The organism is Rhodococcus sp. PSBB066, from assembly GCF_017068255.1.
Classification (GTDB): domain Bacteria; phylum Actinomycetota; class Actinomycetes; order Mycobacteriales; family Mycobacteriaceae; genus Rhodococcus; species Rhodococcus aetherivorans.
The window spans coordinates 554937-573089 of record NZ_CP070859.1; the positions used below are offsets into that span (position 1 = coordinate 554937).

Below are 18153 nucleotides of genomic sequence, written 5' to 3' on the forward strand. Positions count from 1 at the left end.
CGTCGATGGAACCGGCGCAATGTGACATTCGGCCGGGTGGGAGGGCGCGATTGCGCCCTATCGGCCCACTGTCTAGGTTCGGGGCTAGGTCTCGACGGGCACGGGAGGGCGCGATGCTGGGGCGTTGGCGGGCGACGACCCGGGGCAAGCTGCAGCGTGCCGTCGCCGAAGTCGTCGACCTCTCGGCGCGACGCACCCGCGAGCTGCAGGAGAACCACCACGACCGGATTCTCGCCGAGCTGACCGCGACCACCGCGGAGCTGCGGCAGGTACTGGCCGAGCTCGCACAGACCCGTTCGGAGGTGGGCCTGCTCCGGGACCGCGTCGCCGATCTCGAGCACCGGCAGCGCCGCGACCTGCGCTATGCGATGGACCGCGCCGCGACCGACACCGCCGCGGCGTTCGCGGTCGCGAACATGCCCACCGCCGCGGTCCTCGACACCCCGCACGACACCCTGCGGTTCGCGCTCGACCGGGTGTCCCGGCCCGGCCTGGCCCTCGAGTTCGGGGTCGCGTCGGGCACCACGTTGCGGATCGTCGCCGACGCGTTGGGCGCGGACCACCCGGTGTTCGGGTTCGACGTCTTCACCGGACTGCCGGAGGCATGGCGCAGCGGGTTCCCCGCCGGGGAGTTCGCGCAGGACACCCCGCCCGACGTGCCCGGCGCCGAGCTGGTGCCCGGCCTGTTCGCCGACACCCTTCCCCGCTTCCTCGCCGCACATCCCGGCGACGTCGCGTTCGTCCACCTCGACGCCGACCTCTACTCGTCCACGACGACGGTGCTCGACCTGCTCGAGGACCGCCTGGTGCCCGGCACCGTGCTGGTGTTCGACGAGTTCTTCAACTATCCCGGCTGGCAGCGGCACGAGTACCGGGCGTGGACCGAGTTCGTCGCGCGCACCGGTACGGCGTTCGAGTACCTCGCCTACACGGCCGACAACGAGCAGGTCGTCGTGCAACTGCGGTGAACCGTCACCGCACGAAACGGATCACCTGGCTGACGTTGAACTGCCGGCGCTCGTCGATCCGGAAACCGGCATGCACGAGCCCGGCGTACTCCGGGGTCGACTCGAACCGGTGCGGTGGAAGCGTCCACCACTGATTCGACGTGTGATAGACCCGCTGCTCGGTCGTCCGCTCGGCGTCCGCGAAGAACCACACCACCTCGCACGTGGGCAACTGCCCCGCGACAGCCTGGAACGGGAGATTCTCGTCCCACAGCCAGCCCTCGGCGGCCGCGGTCCGTCCGAGCCCCAGGTCGCGGGTCCCCGCGAACGTGTCCGGGCGCGCGGTCTGCACCAGCCGCTGCGACGCCGGGTTCCATGCGGCGCCGCCGAACAGCACACAGTCGCCCGGCGCCAGCCGGCCGGCGACGTCGCGGTTGACCGTGCTGAAGTCCATGCCGCTGGGGTCGGACCACGGGGAGCGCTGCGCGACGAACGACGGCACGGTCAGCAGCACCAGCGCACCGGTGACACCGACCGTCACCCACGGCCGCACGGCCACGGCGGCGACGGAGACCGCACCGATGAGGGCTACCGCCGGCGTCGTGAACGTCAGATACCGGTCCAGGTAGACCGGGGACGCGACGAGCGAGTACGCCACGAGCATCGCCATCGGCACGACGATCCACGGCACGGCCACCGCGAGAACACCGTGCCGCTGCGCCCGCATGCGTCGCCGCACAGACGCGACGAGCCCCACGACGACCAGGACCGTGAATGCCGCCGCGAACCAGGGGGCGCCCACGAACCACTGGTACTCCCACACGATCCGCGGCAGGTTCCGGTCGAGCGGCGGAATCCACGTGGTCTGCCCCGCCTGGGCGAACGCCTCCAGCACGAGCGGGCTCGCCGCCGCCGACCCCGCCACGACCGCCCCCAGCCACGCGAGTCCGCGGCGCCGCAGGTCACCCCGCAACGCCACGGTGATCAGATGGGCCGGTATCAGCGCGACCGTGTACAGGAACAGCACCACCGACAGTGCGAGCACAGCGGCGTACGCCAGCCACCATCGGACCCGGCCCGACTCGCACGCCACGAGCAGCAGCACGGTCAGCCATACGGCGGCGGCCGCGGACGGGGCATAGCTGCGGGCCTCGACCGCAGCCCACGTCACGCGCGGCAGCAGCAGGAAGACGACACCCGCGAGCACGCCCAGCCGCCGGTCGGCGAGTTTCCAGCCCAGCACGACCACACCCCCGGCCGCGGCGCCCACGGCCAGGACGCTCGGCAGCCGCGCCGAGAATTCCGAAGCCCCGAAGACGGCGAACCAGTACCGCATCGCCACGTAGTAGAGGCCGTGGACGATGTCGACGTTACCGAGCACCCGGTCCAGGTCGACGCGGGAGCGCTGCGCCACCGAGAGGGTGGCCAGCTCGTCGTACCAGAAGGAGGGCCGCCCGGTGCCCAACGCTGCGACGATCGAACCCAGCAGTGCGATGAGGACAGCATCCCGCGCGCACGCCGTGGTCCGATCGGCCATCGGCTACTTCCCGTACAGGCGGGCCCAGTTCTCCCGGCTGGTCAGCTGCGGCATGGCCTCGCGATACCGCAAGGACACCGCGGGGGTCTCCTTCTTCAAGGCCTGCAGCGCGCGCACACCGCGCCGGAGCAGCGCGACGGCCCGCTCCTTGTCCCGCTTGCGCACGCGGACCCCTTCCTGGGACGCGTCGGTGACCACGGCGTGCGAGAACAGCGACACGTGCCACCAGTGCGCATCCGACGACGGGATGGCGACCGGATGCGCCGGGAGGCGACCGCGCCACTGGTTGAGGGTGCGCTTGGCCAGTACCGCCCACTCGAGGCTCTTGCGCGGGTACGGGCCGGCCGGGGTGATGAACATGTCGGCCGGACGCAGGCCCGGCACGTTGTTCGCGTTGTGGCGGATGGTCTCACCGTATTCCGCGCGCTCGCGCCGGATGGCGGCCGCCGCCTCCATGCCGCCGTCGTGCAGGAACTCGGGCCCCCGCAGGAAGTCCTCGACGGCCTTGATCAGGGTGAAGGCCATCCCGTACTGCATCGAGACGAGGTACCGGAACAGGTCGGTCCGCAACTGCTTGGCGAGTGCCTTGCCGTCGAGTTCGGTGTGCAGGGCCGCGGTGATCATGGCGTTGCGGAGGTTGAAGTAGCGGTGCCACTCGTCCCAGTCCTTCCACGCGAAATCCGCGTGCCACACCGCGGCACCGGGCAGCGTGACGGTCGCGACGCCGTTCGCCCGCGAGCGGTAGCCGTACTCGATGTCGTCCCACTGGAAGAACAGGGGCAGCGGATAACCGACCTTCTCCACGACCTCCGACGGGATCAGGCACGACCACCACCCGTTGTAGCCGGCGTCGACCCGGATGTCCTGCTGCTTCTTCAGCGTGCTCTTGTCCGCGAGCGCGTTCTTCACCTCCAGCCCGGCCTGGAGCCGCTGCAGGTCTGCGACCTCGGCCCCGACGTGGACCCGGTCGGGATGCAGCAGGTACAGCATCTGCGCGCCGACGATCGCGGGCTCGACGGTGCAGTTCGCGAACATGTTGAGCCGGACCACCGCCTCCGGTTCGCACAGGACGTCGTCGTCCATGAACACGATGTTGGCTCCGGGGTTCCGCGCGGAGCCGGCGACCTCGTACAGGCCGCGGGTGAATCCGCCGGCGCCGCCCAGGTTGGGCTGCGTGATGTAGACGAGCTTGTCGCCGAGTTCGGAGGCGACGCGCTGGAACTCCTGCCGGGTCTCCACCCGGTCGGTGCCCTGATCGATCACGTACACCGACTGCACGTCGGCCAGCGCGATCGGGTCGTCCGCCATGGCGGCCAGCGTCGCCGCGCAGTCGTCGGCGCGGTTGAAGGTGCAGATGACGACGGCGGCCGGCCGCAGGGACTTCGGTGCCGGCACCGTCCACCGGGCGTTCTCGACGGCCAGTTCGCCGGAGCCGGTGGAGATCCGTGCGAACAGGGCACCGCCGTCGACGAACCGGTCGATCGGGGTGGACACCGTCACCGTCGCGGGCGCGCCGTTCGACGACACGGCGGTCGTGGCGACGATCCGTCGCCGGCCCCGGGCATCGGTGGCGACCAGTTCGATGCGGCCGTCCCCGTCGACCTCGGCGACGAACTCGACCTCGGTGACGGCGGTCCAGCGCTGCCAGTAGCTGGCGGGGAATCTGCCGAAGTAGGTGTCCGTTTCGACACGGCTCCGGCGGCCGAGACGCACCCTGGTCCGCTCACGGTCGACGGTCCCCTTGACGGTGACGTACATGTCGTCGCTGACCAGCGGAGACGGCCCCGCGAACAGCGCACGCTGAGCGGTCGGACGGGTCGCGGGGCGCCCCGTGACGGACGAACCGTCAGCTGCGGTGCCGACCCCTCCCGTCGGTTCGATCGCAGCGAATTCGGCCTTGTCCATCCGTCGAAACACCTTTCGGAACCTTGCTGCCCCCCAGGACACAACTCGTCCCAGGCTACCAACGGACCGGGGACCGGCCGACGTCCCCGCGGATCCACCCCCGCGCCCGGCCGGTCGTCGCCCGGCCCACCCCCGTTATCCTTGGCCTCTGGCCAGCCTCGTCCCTGGCCTCCGGCCAGCCCCGTCCCCGACCTCTGGAGCACATGTGACCTCCGCCGTCGTGCCCGCGGTGACGACGCGGCGGCAGCGCCGGACGTGGGGTGCCGCAGTGGCAGCGATGGTGACGGTCACCTACCTGGTGATCCTGGCGGCCGACGATCGATGGTTCTACACCGACGACACGGAATCGGGTGCGGTACCGAACTGGATCTTCCTCGGCCGGATCCTGCGGACCGGACAGCTTCCGAGCCTCGTGCCGGAACAGTGGATGGCCGGGAACTACCCGGTCGAGGGGCAGGGCGGCCTCTGGAATCCGCCGCAGCTGCTCGTCAACCTGATCGCGCCGTCCGTCGACAATATGGTGCTGCTCTCGACCGGCGTGAAGTGGGCGTTCTCCGTCGTCCTGGCGCTGGGCGTGTACCGGATCTGCCTGGAGTACGGCGCTCGCGCGACGTGGGCGGCGGTGGCCGGCGCCGCCGTCCCGTTCACCGGGTTCGCGCTCTTCTTCGACCAGGCGACCTGGGTCACGGCCCTCACCGGCTCGGCGTGGGTGGCCCAGGCGTGGGCCAGTTCGCTCCGCTACCTGCGCGGACGCTCCGGTCCCCTGCCGGCGTTCGTGTTCCTGTACCTCGCCGTCAGCGTCGGCTACGTCTTTCCCGCGCTCGTCGCCGGGATCCTCACGGGCTGCCTCATGATCGGCGAACGGATCCATCGGCACTCGTGGCGGCCCTCGCTGCGGCTGGCGGTGGTCGCGAGCTGCGCCGCCGCGGGCGGGTTGATCACCTACCTGCCCGGGGCGCTGTCCAGCTCCGTCACCTGGCGCTCCGACCAGGGCTTCCAGAACGACAACTTCCTCACGGCACCTTGGTCGGACACCCTCAACTCCGGCATCCCCTCCGCGCTGCCGGGCATCGAAGCCTGGTTCGGGGAGGTGCAGCCGTTCCCCGTCACCTACATCGCCTGGTTCGCCGTCCCGGCGCTCGCCTTCGTGGACTGGAAGACCGTGCACCGGTCCGTGCGCAGCCTCGCCGGCGCGCTGATCTTCCTCGTCGCCATGCTCATGGCGACGGCCGGCCCCAGCGTGATGGGGCCGTTGCGCTGGCCGGCGCGGCTGCTGCCGATGTTCGCTCTCGCGACACTCGTGGTGGTGTGCGTGCTGATCAGCCGCCACGGCACGCTCCGCAGGATGCGGGTGCGGGCGGGCGCGGCGGCCACGCTCGTGCTGCTGATGACCCTGCGCTCCGGGTCCTCGTCCCCCGAGTTCATGAACCGTCACCTGCTGTGGGCGGGCGCCGTCCTCCTCGTCGGGGCCGCCGTCCTGTGGGTCGCGCTCCGCGCCGGTGAGCGGGCGGTGGCGGCGATCCTGCTGCTCTCGGCGCTGCCCGTCGTGTACTTCCAGGTGGCGTCGACGACACCGCACCCGCTCGCGTGGGATCTGCCGGCTCGGCAGTCGGTCGCGAAGGAGAACTTCCCGGACCGGCCGGGCACCACGCTGCAGCTCGCCGACCGCGAACTGGTGCTGCCGTGGACCGCGAATCCGCAGGGCGTCTACCGCTCCCTCGTGTTCGGCAATTTCGCCAAGTCCCTCGACGAGACGTACGTCAACGCCTACACCCCCATCGGCTTCGAGGAGTTCGCCTTCCACCTGTGCATGCGGCACGACGGCTCGAGCTGCGCCGACGCGTTCGGCGCCGCGTTCGCCACCGAATCGAGCACCGACCGGACGTACGTGGACCTGATGCTCGTGGATCGGGTGGTGCTGCAGCGCCGGCAGTACCCGGACGCCGACTCGGAGCCGGCGCCGCCCGGCTGGCGGTGGGTGCAGTCGCCGCCCGGGTCCGCGGACGCCGTGGACGCGGTGATCCTCGAACGGCTCGCCGGACCGATCAGCGGCCGGAACGGACGCATCTCCTTCACGGAAGGGGTCACCGCCACCCCGGTCTCCGAGGACTACGCGACGAGCCGGGTCCGCGTGAACTCGGTGGACGGCGGACGCGTCGTCTTCGGACGCCTGAACTGGCCCGGCTACTCGGCCACGCTGGACGGCCGGCCCCTGGAACCGCGCTCGGTGGACGGCATGTTCCTCGCGGTGGACATCCCCGCCGGCACCGAGGACGGCGAGCTCGTCGTGCGCTGGACACCGCCGGGCCAGGGAGCCGGGTTCGCCGGCCTGGGCCTCGGCATCGCGGGCGCCGCGGCGATGCAGCTGCTGTACCTCAGAGACCGGCGGAAGGCGCGACGGGAGAATCCGGACGAGGCCGCGGCGCCCGTACCGGCGGCTACCGTGGGCTGAGACGCGACCGGAACACGGTGTAGAACACCCGCCGCTGAAGCGCGGCGAGTTCGGCGCGGCGATTCCCCTGCCACACGTCGGCCGCCCGGAGCCCGCCGGGCAGTTGTTCGGACACCCACCGGTGATAGGCCTTCGCCTGCCGGGCCTGCTCGGCGACGAGGGCCACGCTCCACTGACCGGCACTGACCCGGAAACCGCCGACGACCTGCCGCAGGGCATACAGGTCGCCGTGGAACAGCACCTTCGTGTAGGAGGCCATGTCGATCAGGTAGGGGAAACGACCGTCCCATCCGCCGGCCCGCTCGAGGGCATCGCGGCGCATCATCACGCACATCGGCTCACCGAACACGTTCGTGCCCAGCCGCACGGTGCGCCGGATCGCCTCCCCGCCCGGCACCAGGCCCGACAGTCCCTGGAGACCGCGTCCGCCGATCATCTTCGCGCCTCGCGCGTCGAGAATGTCCCGCTGCGACGCCACCGCCACCGCCGACGGGTGCGCGTCCAGGGCCGCCACCTGGGCCGACAGGGCCCCCGGATACAGCAGGTCGTCGCCGCACACCAGCTTGACGTACTCGCCCGCGGCCTCGGCCGTCACGCGCTGCCAGTTCCGGGGCGCACCACCGCCCGTCGGAGTCGACAACAGGGTCACGCGCCGGTCGCGGGCGTACTTGCCGAGCAGGTCGGCGGTGCCGTCGGTCGAACTGTGGTCGGCGATGATCAGTTCGAAATCCTCGAAGTCCTGCCCGAGCACGGACTCGACCGTCGCCTCGATGAACGGCGCATTGTTGTAGGCCGGAATCACCACGGACAGTTTCGGCCTCGTCACTGCTGCTCATCCCGTCCTCGAACGCACGCCCGGCGCTCGTGGCGGGCCGACTGACGGCGCCACCGTACATCGGCACGGCCCGCACCCGAAAACAGCCCCACCCGGCGTATACACTCCCGACTTGTGAGCAGCGACGACCGGCCGGGGGTGGGCACGCCGCACCGCGTGTCGGTCGTCGTGCCGGTCTATCAGGGCGAACACACCCTGGGTGACCTGCTCGAGCAGATCGTTCCGTGGACCGAGGTGACACTGACCCCCGGTGGCCGTCCCATGGTGGTCGAGGAGGTCCTGCTCGTCCACGACAACGGCCCCGACGACTCGGCCCGCGTCATCCGGGAGCTGGCCGCGAAGTACCCCTTCGTCGCCGGGGTGTGGCTCAGCCGGAACTTCGGCCAGCATCCGGCGACGCTCGCGGGCATGGCGTCGAGTGGCGGCGAGTGGATCGTCACCCTCGACGAGGACGGTCAGCACGATCCCGCCGCCATCGGCGGGCTGCTCGACACCGCGCTCGACGAGGGCGCGACCGTCGTATACGCCAAACCGACGAACGCGGCACCGCACGGCCTGCTGCGCAACGTGGCCTCCAAGGGATCCAAGTGGTTCCTGGCCCGGGTGCTGTCCGTGCCCGACAGCCCCGATTACCAGAGTTTCCGTCTGGTGCTGGGCGAGGTGGGACGTTCCCTCGCCGCCTACGCGGGTTCCGAGGTCTACCTCGACGTCGCGCTGGGGTGGATCGCAGGCAAGGTGAGCACGAGCCCGGTCGCCCTGCGGGAGGAGCAGGGACGTGCGTCCGGCTACCGGCTGCGCACTCTGCTGTCGCATTTCTGGCGGATGGTGCTGTCGAGCGGAACCAAGGGCCTGCGGATGGTGAGCCTGCTGGGCGTGGTCCTGGCCGTGGGCGGGATCCTGTGGGCGGTGTGGGTGCTGGTGTCCTACTTGTTCCTCGGCAACCGTTTCCCGGTGCAGGGCTGGGCCTCGACGACGGTCATTCTGCTGCTGGGATTCGGCGCCGTCCTGTTCTCCCTCGGAGTCATCGCCGAGTACGTGGGGGTGGCGGTGAAGACGGCGATGGGCAAACCGCCGTACCTGATCGTCAGCGATCCCGGCTCCGGTCCGCTGGCCCGCACACAGCGGTATCCCGACCTCGAATCGTTCCGGAGCGGGTAGCCGTGCCGGCGCCGACGTGGGTCGTCGGAAGTGGCGGACTGCTCGGCTCGTGGGTGACCCGGGAGCTGCACCGCCGCGACGTCCCGGTGGCGACGAGCGTGGTGCCCTGGGAGGAGCCGGAGCAGGCCCGCAACGTGCTGCTGGCCGACGCGGACCGGTTCGTCCGCGCCACCGGTGGTGGGCCGTGGCGGGTCGCGTGGTGCGCCGGCGCCGGGGTGAACGGCACGACGGCGGAAGCATTCGCGGCCGAGAACGCTCTTCTGCGCGACGTGCTCGACGGACTGGCGCACGCAGCCGGCGGCAGCGCCGAGCACGGGACGGTGTTCCACGCCTCGTCGGCAGGCGGTGTGTACGCGGCCGCGCCGGGCGCACCCCACTCCGAGCACAGCCCCACGGCCCCGCTCGGTCTCTACGGACACGCCAAGCTGGCCGCCGAGGCCGTCGTCACCGACTTCGCCGGGGCGACGGGCGCCACCGCGGTGATCGGCCGCTTCGCGAACCTCTACGGGCCGGGGCAGAATCTCGCCAAGCCGCAGGGTCTCATCTCCCACCTGTGCCGCGGCTATCTCACCGGGGCACCGGTCTCGATCTACGTCTCGATGGACACCCTGCGGGACTACCTCTACATCTCCGACGCGGCGGAGATGGTTGCCGACGCCCTGGCGCGGGCGGAAGCCGAATCGGGCGGGGTGAGCACCAAGATCTTCGCGTCCGGCCGGTCGGTGACGATCGGCGCGATCCTCGGCGCGTGCCGGACCGTCTTCCGCCGCCGCCCCAACGTCGTGCTCGCGTCCTCACCGCTCGCGTCGGTGCAAGGGCGGGACCTGCGGTTACGGTCGCTCGTGTGGACCGAGCTGGACCGCCGCAGCCATCGGCCCCTCCCGGCCGGCATCGCCGCCACGCTGGAAGCGACCCGGCGCACGATGGGTCATTCGGCTCGGCCGAGTGTCCGCTCCCCGGAACGGGCGTAGGCCTGCTCGGTGGCGTCCTTCTGCGGTCGCCACCAGTGCTCGTGGGTGCGGTACCAGTCGATGGTCGCGGCCAGGCCCTCGCGGAAGTCCCGGTAGCGGGGGGTCCAGCCGAGCTCGGTGCGCAGGCGGGTGGCGTCGATGGCGTAGCGCAGGTCGTGGCCGGGGCGGTCGGTGACGAAGTCGAAGTCGCCCCGGTCCTTACCGCACAGCTCGAGGATGGTCTCGACGACGGTGCGGTTGTTCGTCTCGCCGTCCGCGCCGATCAGATAGGTCTGGCCGATCTCGCCCTTGTCGATGATCGTCCACACCGCCCGGTTGTGGTCGTCGACGTGGATCCAGTCCCGCACGTTCGCCCCGGTGCCGTACAGCTTGGGCCGGATCCCGTCGAGGACGTTGGTGATCTGCCGCGGGATGAACTTCTCCACGTGCTGATAGGGGCCGTAGTTGTTCGAGCAGTTCGAGATCGTCGCGGCCACCCCGAACGAGCGCACCCACGCGCGCACCAGCAGGTCCGAGCCGGCCTTGGTCGACGAGTACGGGCTCGACGGGTTGTAGGCGGTGGCCTCGGTGAACCGGGCCGGATCGTCGAGCTCGAGATCGCCGTACACCTCGTCGGTGGAGATGTGGTGATACCGCACCGAATGCCGGCGCACCGCCTCGAGCAGGGTGAACGTGCCGATCAGGTTGGTCTGCACGAACGGCGACGGATCGGCCAGGGAGTTGTCGTTGTGCGACTCGGCGGCGAAGTGCACCACCAGATCCGACTCGGCCACCAGCGCGTCGACCAGGTCCGCGTCGGCGACGTCGCCGCGGACGAAGCGGATCTTCTCGGCGACCGGGTCGAGGGAGGCGAGGTTGCCGGCGTAGGTGAGCTTGTCGAGCACGGTCACCCGCGCCTCGGGGCGGTCGGCGACGGTCCGATGCACGAAGTTCGCACCGATGAAACCGGCACCGCCGGTGACGAGCAGCCGCATGCGGCAACCCTACCGGCGGTGCGTTCGCTGGTCCGCGTCCACCCCGGATGGGAGACTGCCCGTCATGCGCGGAATCATTCTCGCCGGCGGCACCGGGTCCCGCCTGCACCCGATCACCCTGGGAGTGAGCAAGCAGCTCGTACCGGTCTACGACAAGCCGATGATCTACTACCCGCTCTCGACCCTCATGCTCGCCGGGATCCGCGACATCCTGATCATCACCACGCCCGAGGATGCTCCACAGTTCCAGCGCCTGCTCGGCGACGGGTCGCGCTACGGGGTGAACCTGACCTACCGGGTCCAGCCGGAGCCGAACGGGCTCGCCCAGGCGTTCGTGCTCGGCGCCGAGCACATCGGCACCGGCAGCGTCGCCCTCGTCCTCGGCGACAACATCTTCTACGGCCCCCGCCTGGGCACCCAGCTCACCCGGTTCGCCGACCTCGACGGCGGCGCGGTGTTCGCCTACCGCGTCTCCGATCCCAGGGCCTACGGGGTGATCGAGTTCGACTCCGAGGGCCGGGCGCTCTCGCTCGAGGAGAAGCCGGCCACCCCGAAGTCGAACTTCGCGGTGCCCGGGTTGTACTTCTACGACAACGATGTCGTCGCCATCGCCCGCGGCCTGCGCCCGTCGGACCGCGGCGAATACGAGATCACCGACATCAACCGCACCTACCTCGAGGCCGGCCGGCTCCAGGTCGAGGTCCTGCCGCGCGGCACCGCCTGGCTCGACACCGGCACCTTCGACTCGCTGCTCGACGCCGGCAACTACGTCCGTACCATCGAACAACGCCAGGGCCTGAAGATCGGCGCCCCCGAGGAGGTCGCGTGGCGGCGCGGCTTCATCACCGACGACGACCTGCGCGCCCTGGCCGCGCCGCTGGTCAAATCCGGCTACGGCAGCTACCTGCTCGACCTGCTCGACCGGGAAGGACACTGACGGTGCACTACCGCGAACTGAAGATCCCCGGCGCCTACGAGATCACCCCCCGACAGTTCGGCGACGACCGCGGCGTCTTCTACGAGTGGTTCAAACAGCCCACCTTCACCGACGCCGCCGGACGCGCCCTCGACCTCGCCCAGGCCAACTGCTCGGTCTCCGCCGCCGGGGTGCTGCGCGGCATCCACTACGCCGACGTCCCACCCGGGCAGGCCAAGTACGTCACCTGCCCGGCCGGCGCGGTGCTCGACGTCGTCGTCGACCTGCGCGTCGGCTCGCCCACCTTCGGGCAGTGGGACGCGGTGCTGCTCGACGACGTCGACCGCCGCGCGATCTTCCTCCCCGAGGGCCTCGGCCACGCCTTCTGCTCCCTGGCCGACGGCTCGACCGTCGTCTACCTGTGCTCGACCGGCTACAACCCCGACCGCGAACACGAGATCGACCCCCTCGACCCGCAGATCGGCATCGACTGGCCCACCACCGGCCGCGACGGGGCGCCCCTGCACCACCAGCTGTCCGACAAGGACCGGGCGGCCCCCTCGCTGGCCGACGCCGTCGCGGCCGGGTCGCTGCCGCGGTACCTCGGGTGAGCGCGCAGCCGGTGCCCTCCCCCGATCCCGTCACCGAACCCGCCGGCGCACCCGGCGGGATGTCGGGGGCGCCGGGCCCGCTCATGCGCCTGTTCAAGAACCAGGCCGTGGCGTTCCTGCTGGTGGGGGCCTTCAACACCGCGCTGGGCACCGCTTGGTTCATCGTGTGGCAGCTCGCCGTCGGCGACACCCTCGGCTACCACGTCGCGATCGTGGCGGGCTACGCCTCCAATGTGCTGTGCGCCTTCTCCACCTACCGCTACCTCGTGTTCCGCGTGCGCGGTCACTTCCTGCGTGACCTGTGGCGGTTCGTGACCGTCAACCTGAGCGCGTTCCTGCTGAACCTCGCGCTCATGACGCTGGCGGTGTCCGTCCTCGGATTCCCCCCGATCCCCGCGCAGATCGTGATCACCTTCGTGACCGCGACGGCGAGCTTCTTCGGCTACCGGGACTTCTCCTTCCGCCGCGCCAAGCACGACTGAGCGACCCGAGCGAATGGACCATTTCGTCGGACCACGGAGGTGAGCGATACATTCGCTCGCCCCCACGGCCGACCGATCAGCGCAGGCGGAAGATCACGGCGCGCTGCACCACGAAGTTGATCACGGTGGCCGTGCCCTGCGCGACGACGAATGCGAGCGGCACGCGCCACCACTCGGCGGGCAGCGCGTCGTACAGCACGTAGTTGATGCCGACCTGCACGGCGTAGGTGACGGCGTACAGGATCACCACCGCGACGAACCGGGCCCGGCTCGGTTCCGCCCTGAAGGTCCAGCGCCGGTTGATCAGGTAGGCGGTGGTGGTGCCGGCGACGAACGACAGCGACTTCGCGACGTTGACGTGCAGCCCCACGGCCAGCAGCAGCACGTAGAGACCGAAGTCCACGATCGCGGACAGCCCGCCGGTGAGGACGAACCGCACGATCTGCGTCTTCAGGTCGAGCGCCTCGTCGGCGGTGCTGTCGGTGAGGGGGATCTCCACCGGCAGGGGGGCGTGGTGCTCCGGTTGCGTCTGCCAGTGCGGGTGCTGCGGGTGCTCGGACACGGCGACAGCCTATGCGAGCGGCGCGAGCGCTCCCGCTCCGCGACGGAACGCACCGGGACGGTTCCGGCAATCCGGACGCCGGGGCGGGGACGTCGCCACCGACACACTCTCGCTGCTGCGACCGGCGGGTAACCTGTACGGCGATGTCCACGACAGCTGCAGAGCCGGCCGCCGCGCCGCTCCCCACCCAGACCCGCACTCTGACCGGCTGGGGGCGCACCGCCCCGACCACCGCGGAGGTGCTGTCCACTCCCGACGTCGAGGTGATCGCGCAGGCGGTCGCCCGGGTCGCGGAGCAGAACGAGTCCAAGCCGTCGCATCTGCGCCGCGGTGTCATCGCCCGCGGCCTCGGCCGCTCGTACGGTGACCCGGCGCAGAACGCGGGCGGGCTCGTCGTCGACATGACGGCGCTGGACCGGATCCACACGATCGACCGCGAATCGCGTCTGGTCACCGTCGACGCGGGCGCCAACCTGGACCAGTTGATGCGCGCGGCGCTGCCGTTCGGCCTGTGGGTGCCGGTGCTGCCGGGCACCCGGCAGGTGACCGTGGGCGGCGCCATCGGCGCGGACATCCACGGCAAGAACCACCACAGCGCCGGCAGCTTCGGCAACCACGTCCGGTCGATGGACCTGCTCACGGCCGACGGCCAGGTGCGCACCCTCACCCCGAACGGCCGCAACTCCAAGCTGTTCTGGGCGACGGTCGGCGGCATGGGCCTGACCGGCATCATCCTGCGCGCCACGATCGAGATGACGCCCACCGAGACGGCGTACTTCATCGCCGACGGCGACGTCACCAGCACCCTCGACGAGACAATCGCGCTGCACAGCGACGGCAGCGAGGCGAACTACGACTACTCGAGCGCCTGGTTCGACGCGGTCGCACCGCCGCCGAAGCTCGGCCGCGCGGCGGTCTCCCGCGGTTCGCTCGCGAAGCTCGACCAGCTGCCGAAGAAGCTGCAGAAGAACCCGCTGAAGTTCGACGCGCCGACGCTGCTGACGTTCCCGGACATCTTCCCGAACGGCCTGGCCAACAAGTACACCTTCAGCGCCGTCGGCGAGCTGTGGTACCGCAAGTCCGGCACCTACCGCGGCAAGGTCCAGAATCTGACGCAGTTCTACCACCCGCTCGACATGTTCGGTGAGTGGAACCGCGCCTACGGTTCGAACGGCTTCCTGCAGTACCAGTTCGTGGTGCCCACGGAGGCCGTCGAGGAGTTCAAGAGGATCATCGTCGACATCCAGAAGTCGGGGCACTACTCGTTCCTCAACGTCTTCAAGCTGTTCGGCCCGGGCAACAAGGCGCCGCTGAGCTTCCCGATCCCGGGGTGGAACATCTGCGTCGACTTCCCCATCAAGGCGGGCCTGAACGAGTTCGTCCGCGAACTCGACCGCCGCGTCCTCGAATTCGGCGGCCGCCTCTACACCGCCAAGGATTCGCGCACCTCCGCCGAGACGTTCCACGCGATGTACCCGCGCATCGGCGAATGGATCAAGATCCGCCGCTCGGTCGATCCCACCAACGTGTTCGCCTCCGATATGTCCAGAAGGTTGGAACTCCACTGATGATCAACGCCGTCGGCAACCCCCAGACCCTGCTGCTCCTCGGTGGCACGTCCGAGATCGGCCTCGCCATCGTCGAGGAGTACCTGCGCAGGGCGCCGGCCCGCGTGATCCTCGCGGCTCTGCCGAACGACCCGCTGCGCGACGACGCCGTCGCGCAGGTGAAGGCCGCCGGGGCCACCAAGGTCGACGTGATCGACTTCGACGCCCTCGACACCGGCAGCCACCCGAAGGTGATCGACCGAGCCTGGGACCTCGCCGGAAACGGTCGCTCCGCAGGCTCCGCTCCTGCCGGCGACGTCGACGTCGCGATCGTCGCGTTCGGACTGCTCGGCGATGCCGAGGAGCTGTGGCAGAACCAGGCCAAGGCCGTGCAGATCGCCGAGATCAACTACACCGCGGCCGTATCCGTCGGCGTGCTCGTCGGCGAGAAGATGAAGGCGCAGGGCTACGGCCGCATCATCGCCATGTCCTCCGCCGCGGGTGAGCGGGTGCGCCGCTCCAACTTCGTGTACGGCTCCACCAAGGCCGGTCTCGACGGCTTCTACCTCGGGCTCGGCGAGGCGCTGCGTGAGTACGGCCCCCGTGTCCTGGTGATCCGGCCGGGGCAGGTCCGCACCCGCATGTCCGCCGGGGTGAAGGAAGCCCCGCTGACGGTGAACAAGGAGGACGTCGCCAAGCTCGCCGTCTCCGCGTCCGAGAAGGGCAAGGAACTCGTGTGGGCTCCGGGCGCCTTCCGCTACGTGATGATGGTGCTGCGGCACGTCCCGCGCGCGATCTTCCGAAAGCTGCCGATCTAGGCTGCGGGGGTGTCCGACCCAGCCGTACTCTCCTCCGACGTGGCCCCCTTCCGGCGTGCGCTCCGCACCGCCGGCGAGGGGGCCGCTGCGGTTCTCGTCGCCGCGATCGTCGCCGCCGTCGGCCTGTTCGCGTTCGCACGCGTGCAGTGGCCCGCCTTCAACTCGTCGAACGTCACGCAGGCCGTCACGACGGTGCTGCAGGTGGGGGCGCTCGCCGTGCTCGCCGTCTCCGTCGTGCTGCACCGGCGGCGACGGTGGACGCCGTTCGCGCGGGTGCTGTCGTGGGCCGGCCTGTCGGGCCTGGTCACCGTCACCCTCGGGATGCCGCTGGCCGCGACGAAGCTCTATCTGCACGGCATTTCCGTCGACCAGGAGTTCCGCACCGAGTACCTGACACGGCTCACCGACTCCCCGGCCCTGCGGGACATGACGTACGCGGACCTGCCGCCGTTCTATCCCGCCGGCTGGTTCTGGGTGGGCGGCCGCTTCGCGAACCTGCTCGGCATGGACGGCTGGGAGGCGTTCAAGCCGTGGTCGATCGTGTCGCTGGCCGTCGCCGCCGTCGGCGCGCTCGTGTTGTGGACCGCGCTGGTGCGGGTCGATCTGGCCGTGCTGGTCGCCACCGCGACCACCGCCGTCGTCCTCGCCTACGGCTCCCCCGAGCCGTACGGCGCCGTCATCGCGCTGCTGCTCGCGCCCGCCCTCGTCATGGCGTGGGGGGCACTGTCGCGCCCGGTGCGTCCTTCGGGCGGCTGGAGCAGCCCAAAGGGCGCACCGGGCGGCGGAGCCGCCGTCGGGACCGGGCTGTTCCTCGGGCTGGCGGCCACGTTCTACACGCTCTACCTGGGCATCGCCGCGTTCGCCGTCACCGTGATGGCCGTCGTCGCGGCGGTGCTGGCGCGACGCGCGGCCGGCACGTGGCGCGCCGCGGTCCCGGTGCTCGTGCGGTTCGTGGTGATCGGTGCGATCGCGGCACTCGTCGCGCTGCTCGTGTGGGCGCCGTTCGTGCTCGAGGTGCTGCGGGGCGGGTCCACCGCCGGATCCGGCACCGCGACGCACTATCTGCCCGAGACCGGGGCCCGGCTGCCGCTGCCGATGTTCCACGGTTCGCTGATCGGGCTGCTGTGCCTGCTCGGCACGGTGTGGCTGGTCGGACGGGCCACGTCGTCGCGGCGCGCGCAGGCCCTCGGACTCGGCGTCGTATCCGTGTACCTGTGGTACCTGGCGTCGATGGCGCTGACCGCGCTGGGCAACACCCTGCTCGCCTTTCGCCTCGAGGTGATCCTGCTCGTGCTGCTCGCGGCCGCCGGCACGTTCGCATTCGTCGACTTCACCCGGTGGATCGTGCTGGCCACCAGCGAGAACCAGCGGGTGCGGTGGTCCCTGATCGCGGTCGGCGCGCTGGGCGCGGTCGCGTTCACCCAGAACATCCCGCAGGTCCTCGCGAGCGAGATCACCGTCGCCTACACCGACACCGACGGCGACGGTGAACGCGCCGACCAACGTCCGCCCGGCGCCGGCGCCTACTACGCCGAGCTGGACGAGGCGATCACCGCGGCGCTGGACCGGCCCCGCGACGAGATCGTCGTCCTCACCGCCGACACCACCTTCCTCGCCTACCACCCCTACCTCGGATTCCAGGCGCTGACGTCGCACTACGCGAATCCGTTGGCGGACTTCGAGGCTCGCGCCGCCGCGATCGAGGACTGGGCGTCGCTCGAGACGGCCGACGAGCTGCTCGCGGCGTGGGACGAGTCGCCGTGGCGGGGCCCCGACGCGATCGTATTCCGGCAGGGCGCCGAGGGTTACACGCTCCGGCTCGCCGAGGACGTGTACCCCAACGACCCCAATGTGCGCCGCTACACGGTGACGTACCCGAAGTCGCTGTTCGACGATCCGCGCTTCACGATCTCGGAGATCGGGCCGTTCGTCGTCGTCACCCGCACCGGATAGCCGCAGTCGTCCGCGAACCCGACGGTGTTCGCGGACGACCGGCAGCGGTTGGGAGGGGGCTCAGGCGCGGCGCAGCGGCATCACCGACCGCACCACCGGATCGCGCAGGTACAGCCCGGCCCACACGAGGACACCGACGTACACCGGGAAGAGGATGGTGCTGAAGAGCGGCATCTCGTTCAACATGTTCGTCGCCACGGCGCCGCCGAGGTAACCGGTCAGCAGCACCGCCCCGAGGATCGACGTGGCCGGGACCAGGTACAGCGCCAGGCACACGAGCAGGACGACGCCGATGACGTAGTTGAGGTCCGGGTCGAAGCCCAGATCGATCATCGCCTCCCGGGCCTGGTCGACGTTGAGGATGTGGATCGTGACGTCGAACAGCAGGAACAGCACGACGAGGCCGGTGAGCACGAGGCCGGCGATGCGGAACTTCCGGTCGGTCGTGCGCTCGGCGGGGCGGGTGGTGGTCGAGATCATGACGG

16 protein-coding genes are annotated in these 18153 nt (G+C 70.5%); 10 read left to right on the top strand and 6 right to left on the bottom strand.

Translation table 11 applies throughout. From position 1 onward, the window contains the following. Nucleotides 1-113 precede the first annotated feature (113 nt). Nucleotides 114-968, top strand: coding sequence for a class I SAM-dependent methyltransferase (locus JYA75_RS02635; RefSeq protein WP_185713458.1), 855 nt, complete (start codon nt 114-116; stop codon nt 966-968). 4 nt (nt 969-972) lie between these two features. On the opposite strand, the gene JYA75_RS02640 is transcribed toward JYA75_RS02635, so the two are convergent. Then, a complete protein-coding gene (locus tag JYA75_RS02640; protein ID WP_050034390.1) occupies nt 973-2484 on the bottom strand; it encodes a glycosyltransferase family 39 protein in 1512 nt (503 codons plus the stop codon). 3 nt (nt 2485-2487) lie between these two features. Continuing rightward, the gene (locus JYA75_RS02645) at nt 2488-4389 is read right to left on the bottom strand and encodes a glycosyltransferase (protein WP_185713457.1); all 1902 of its coding nucleotides are present in this window, start codon (nt 4387-4389) and stop codon (nt 2488-2490) included. A 205-nt stretch (nt 4390-4594) separates the two neighbouring features. On the opposite strand from JYA75_RS02645, the gene JYA75_RS02650 reads away from it, so the two are divergent. Further along, nucleotides 4595-6841, top strand: a complete 2247-nt coding sequence (locus JYA75_RS02650; RefSeq protein WP_080688413.1) for a hypothetical protein — start codon at nt 4595-4597, stop codon at nt 6839-6841. On the opposite strand, the gene JYA75_RS02655 is transcribed toward JYA75_RS02650, so the two are convergent. Beyond that, a complete protein-coding gene (locus JYA75_RS02655; protein ID WP_065923189.1) occupies nt 6828-7667 on the bottom strand; it encodes a glycosyltransferase family 2 protein in 840 nt (279 codons plus the stop codon). The genes JYA75_RS02650 and JYA75_RS02655 overlap by 14 nt on opposite strands. Before the next feature lie 165 nt (nt 7668-7832). On the opposite strand from JYA75_RS02655, the gene JYA75_RS02660 reads away from it, so the two are divergent. Both JYA75_RS02660 and JYA75_RS02665 read left to right on the top strand, forming a co-directional pair. After that, entirely contained in the window at nt 7833-8834 is a 1002-nt protein-coding gene (locus JYA75_RS02660) for a glycosyltransferase family 2 protein (RefSeq protein WP_029547039.1), read from the top strand. A gap of 2 nt (nt 8835-8836) precedes the next feature. Next, a complete protein-coding gene (locus JYA75_RS02665) occupies nt 8837-9805 on the top strand; it encodes an NAD(P)-dependent oxidoreductase (protein ID WP_006932758.1) in 969 nt (322 codons plus the stop codon). Here the strand turns inward: JYA75_RS02665 and rfbB are convergent. Further along, nucleotides 9763-10779 carry a dTDP-glucose 4,6-dehydratase gene (gene rfbB / locus JYA75_RS02670; protein WP_029547037.1) on the bottom strand — a complete coding sequence of 339 codons (1017 nt, stop codon included), beginning with the start codon at nt 10777-10779 and terminating at the stop codon, nt 9763-9765. The two genes, JYA75_RS02665 and rfbB, sit on opposite strands and share 43 nt — an antisense overlap. 64 nt (nt 10780-10843) lie before the next feature. Between rfbB and rfbA the strand changes: the two genes are divergently transcribed. Genes rfbA through JYA75_RS02685 form a run of 3 tightly spaced genes read left to right on the top strand, consistent with a single transcriptional unit; the run spans nt 10844 to nt 12788 of the window. After that, nucleotides 10844-11716 carry a glucose-1-phosphate thymidylyltransferase RfbA gene (gene rfbA / locus JYA75_RS02675; RefSeq protein WP_006932754.1) on the top strand — a complete coding sequence of 291 codons (873 nt, stop codon included), beginning with the start codon at nt 10844-10846 and terminating at the stop codon, nt 11714-11716. A gap of 2 nt (nt 11717-11718) precedes the next feature. Then, entirely contained in the window at nt 11719-12306 is a 588-nt protein-coding gene (rfbC, locus tag JYA75_RS02680; RefSeq protein WP_006932752.1) for a dTDP-4-dehydrorhamnose 3,5-epimerase, read from the top strand. Then, nucleotides 12303-12788, top strand: a complete 486-nt coding sequence (locus JYA75_RS02685) for a GtrA family protein (RefSeq protein WP_006932750.1) — start codon at nt 12303-12305, stop codon at nt 12786-12788. The genes rfbC and JYA75_RS02685 overlap by 4 nt, the downstream gene beginning before the upstream one ends. A gap of 76 nt (nt 12789-12864) precedes the next feature. On the opposite strand, the gene JYA75_RS02690 is transcribed toward JYA75_RS02685, so the two are convergent. Continuing rightward, entirely contained in the window at nt 12865-13287 is a 423-nt protein-coding gene (locus JYA75_RS02690) for a GtrA family protein (protein ID WP_006932748.1), read from the bottom strand. A gap of 206 nt (nt 13288-13493) precedes the next feature. On the opposite strand from JYA75_RS02690, the gene JYA75_RS02695 reads away from it, so the two are divergent. The 3 genes from JYA75_RS02695 to JYA75_RS02705 are packed head-to-tail and all read left to right on the top strand — an operon-like array spanning nt 13494 to nt 17668. Continuing rightward, nucleotides 13494-14918: an FAD-binding oxidoreductase gene (locus JYA75_RS02695; RefSeq protein WP_006932747.1), complete on the top strand. Its 1425-nt coding sequence runs from the start codon at nt 13494-13496 to the stop codon at nt 14916-14918. After that, a complete protein-coding gene (locus tag JYA75_RS02700) occupies nt 14918-15715 on the top strand; it encodes a decaprenylphospho-beta-D-erythro-pentofuranosid-2-ulose 2-reductase (RefSeq protein WP_043800442.1) in 798 nt (265 codons plus the stop codon). The genes JYA75_RS02695 and JYA75_RS02700 overlap by 1 nt, the downstream gene beginning before the upstream one ends. 39 nt (nt 15716-15754) lie before the next feature. Beyond that, nucleotides 15755-17668, top strand: coding sequence for a galactan 5-O-arabinofuranosyltransferase (locus JYA75_RS02705; RefSeq protein ID WP_006932743.1), 1914 nt, complete (start codon nt 15755-15757; stop codon nt 17666-17668). Between the two features lie 60 nt (nt 17669-17728). Here the strand turns inward: JYA75_RS02705 and JYA75_RS02710 are convergent, their stop codons facing one another. After that, on the bottom strand, nt 17729-18148 hold the full coding sequence (locus JYA75_RS02710; RefSeq protein WP_050034386.1) for a DoxX family protein: 420 nt from the start codon (nt 18146-18148) through the stop codon (nt 17729-17731). Between the last annotated feature and the right edge of the window lie 5 nt (nt 18149-18153).

Excerpts from the sequence above, each read along its gene's own strand:
- JYA75_RS02635 (WP_185713458.1), top strand. The coding sequence starts at position 114 with ATGCTGGGGCGTTGGCGGGCGACGACCCGGGGCAAGCTGCAGCGTGCC.
- JYA75_RS02640 (WP_050034390.1), bottom strand. The coding sequence starts at position 2,484 with ATGGCCGATCGGACCACGGCGTGCGCGCGGGATGCTGTCCTCATCGCA.
- JYA75_RS02645 (WP_185713457.1), bottom strand. The coding sequence starts at position 4,389 with ATGGACAAGGCCGAATTCGCTGCGATCGAACCGACGGGAGGGGTCGGC.
- rfbB (WP_029547037.1), bottom strand. The coding sequence starts at position 10,779 with ATGCGGCTGCTCGTCACCGGCGGTGCCGGTTTCATCGGTGCGAACTTC.
- rfbA (WP_006932754.1), top strand. The coding sequence starts at position 10,844 with ATGCGCGGAATCATTCTCGCCGGCGGCACCGGGTCCCGCCTGCACCCG.
- JYA75_RS02695 (WP_006932747.1), top strand. The coding sequence starts at position 13,494 with ATGTCCACGACAGCTGCAGAGCCGGCCGCCGCGCCGCTCCCCACCCAG.
- JYA75_RS02700 (WP_043800442.1), top strand. The coding sequence starts at position 14,918 with ATGATCAACGCCGTCGGCAACCCCCAGACCCTGCTGCTCCTCGGTGGC.
- JYA75_RS02710 (WP_050034386.1), bottom strand. The coding sequence starts at position 18,148 with ATGATCTCGACCACCACCCGCCCCGCCGAGCGCACGACCGACCGGAAG.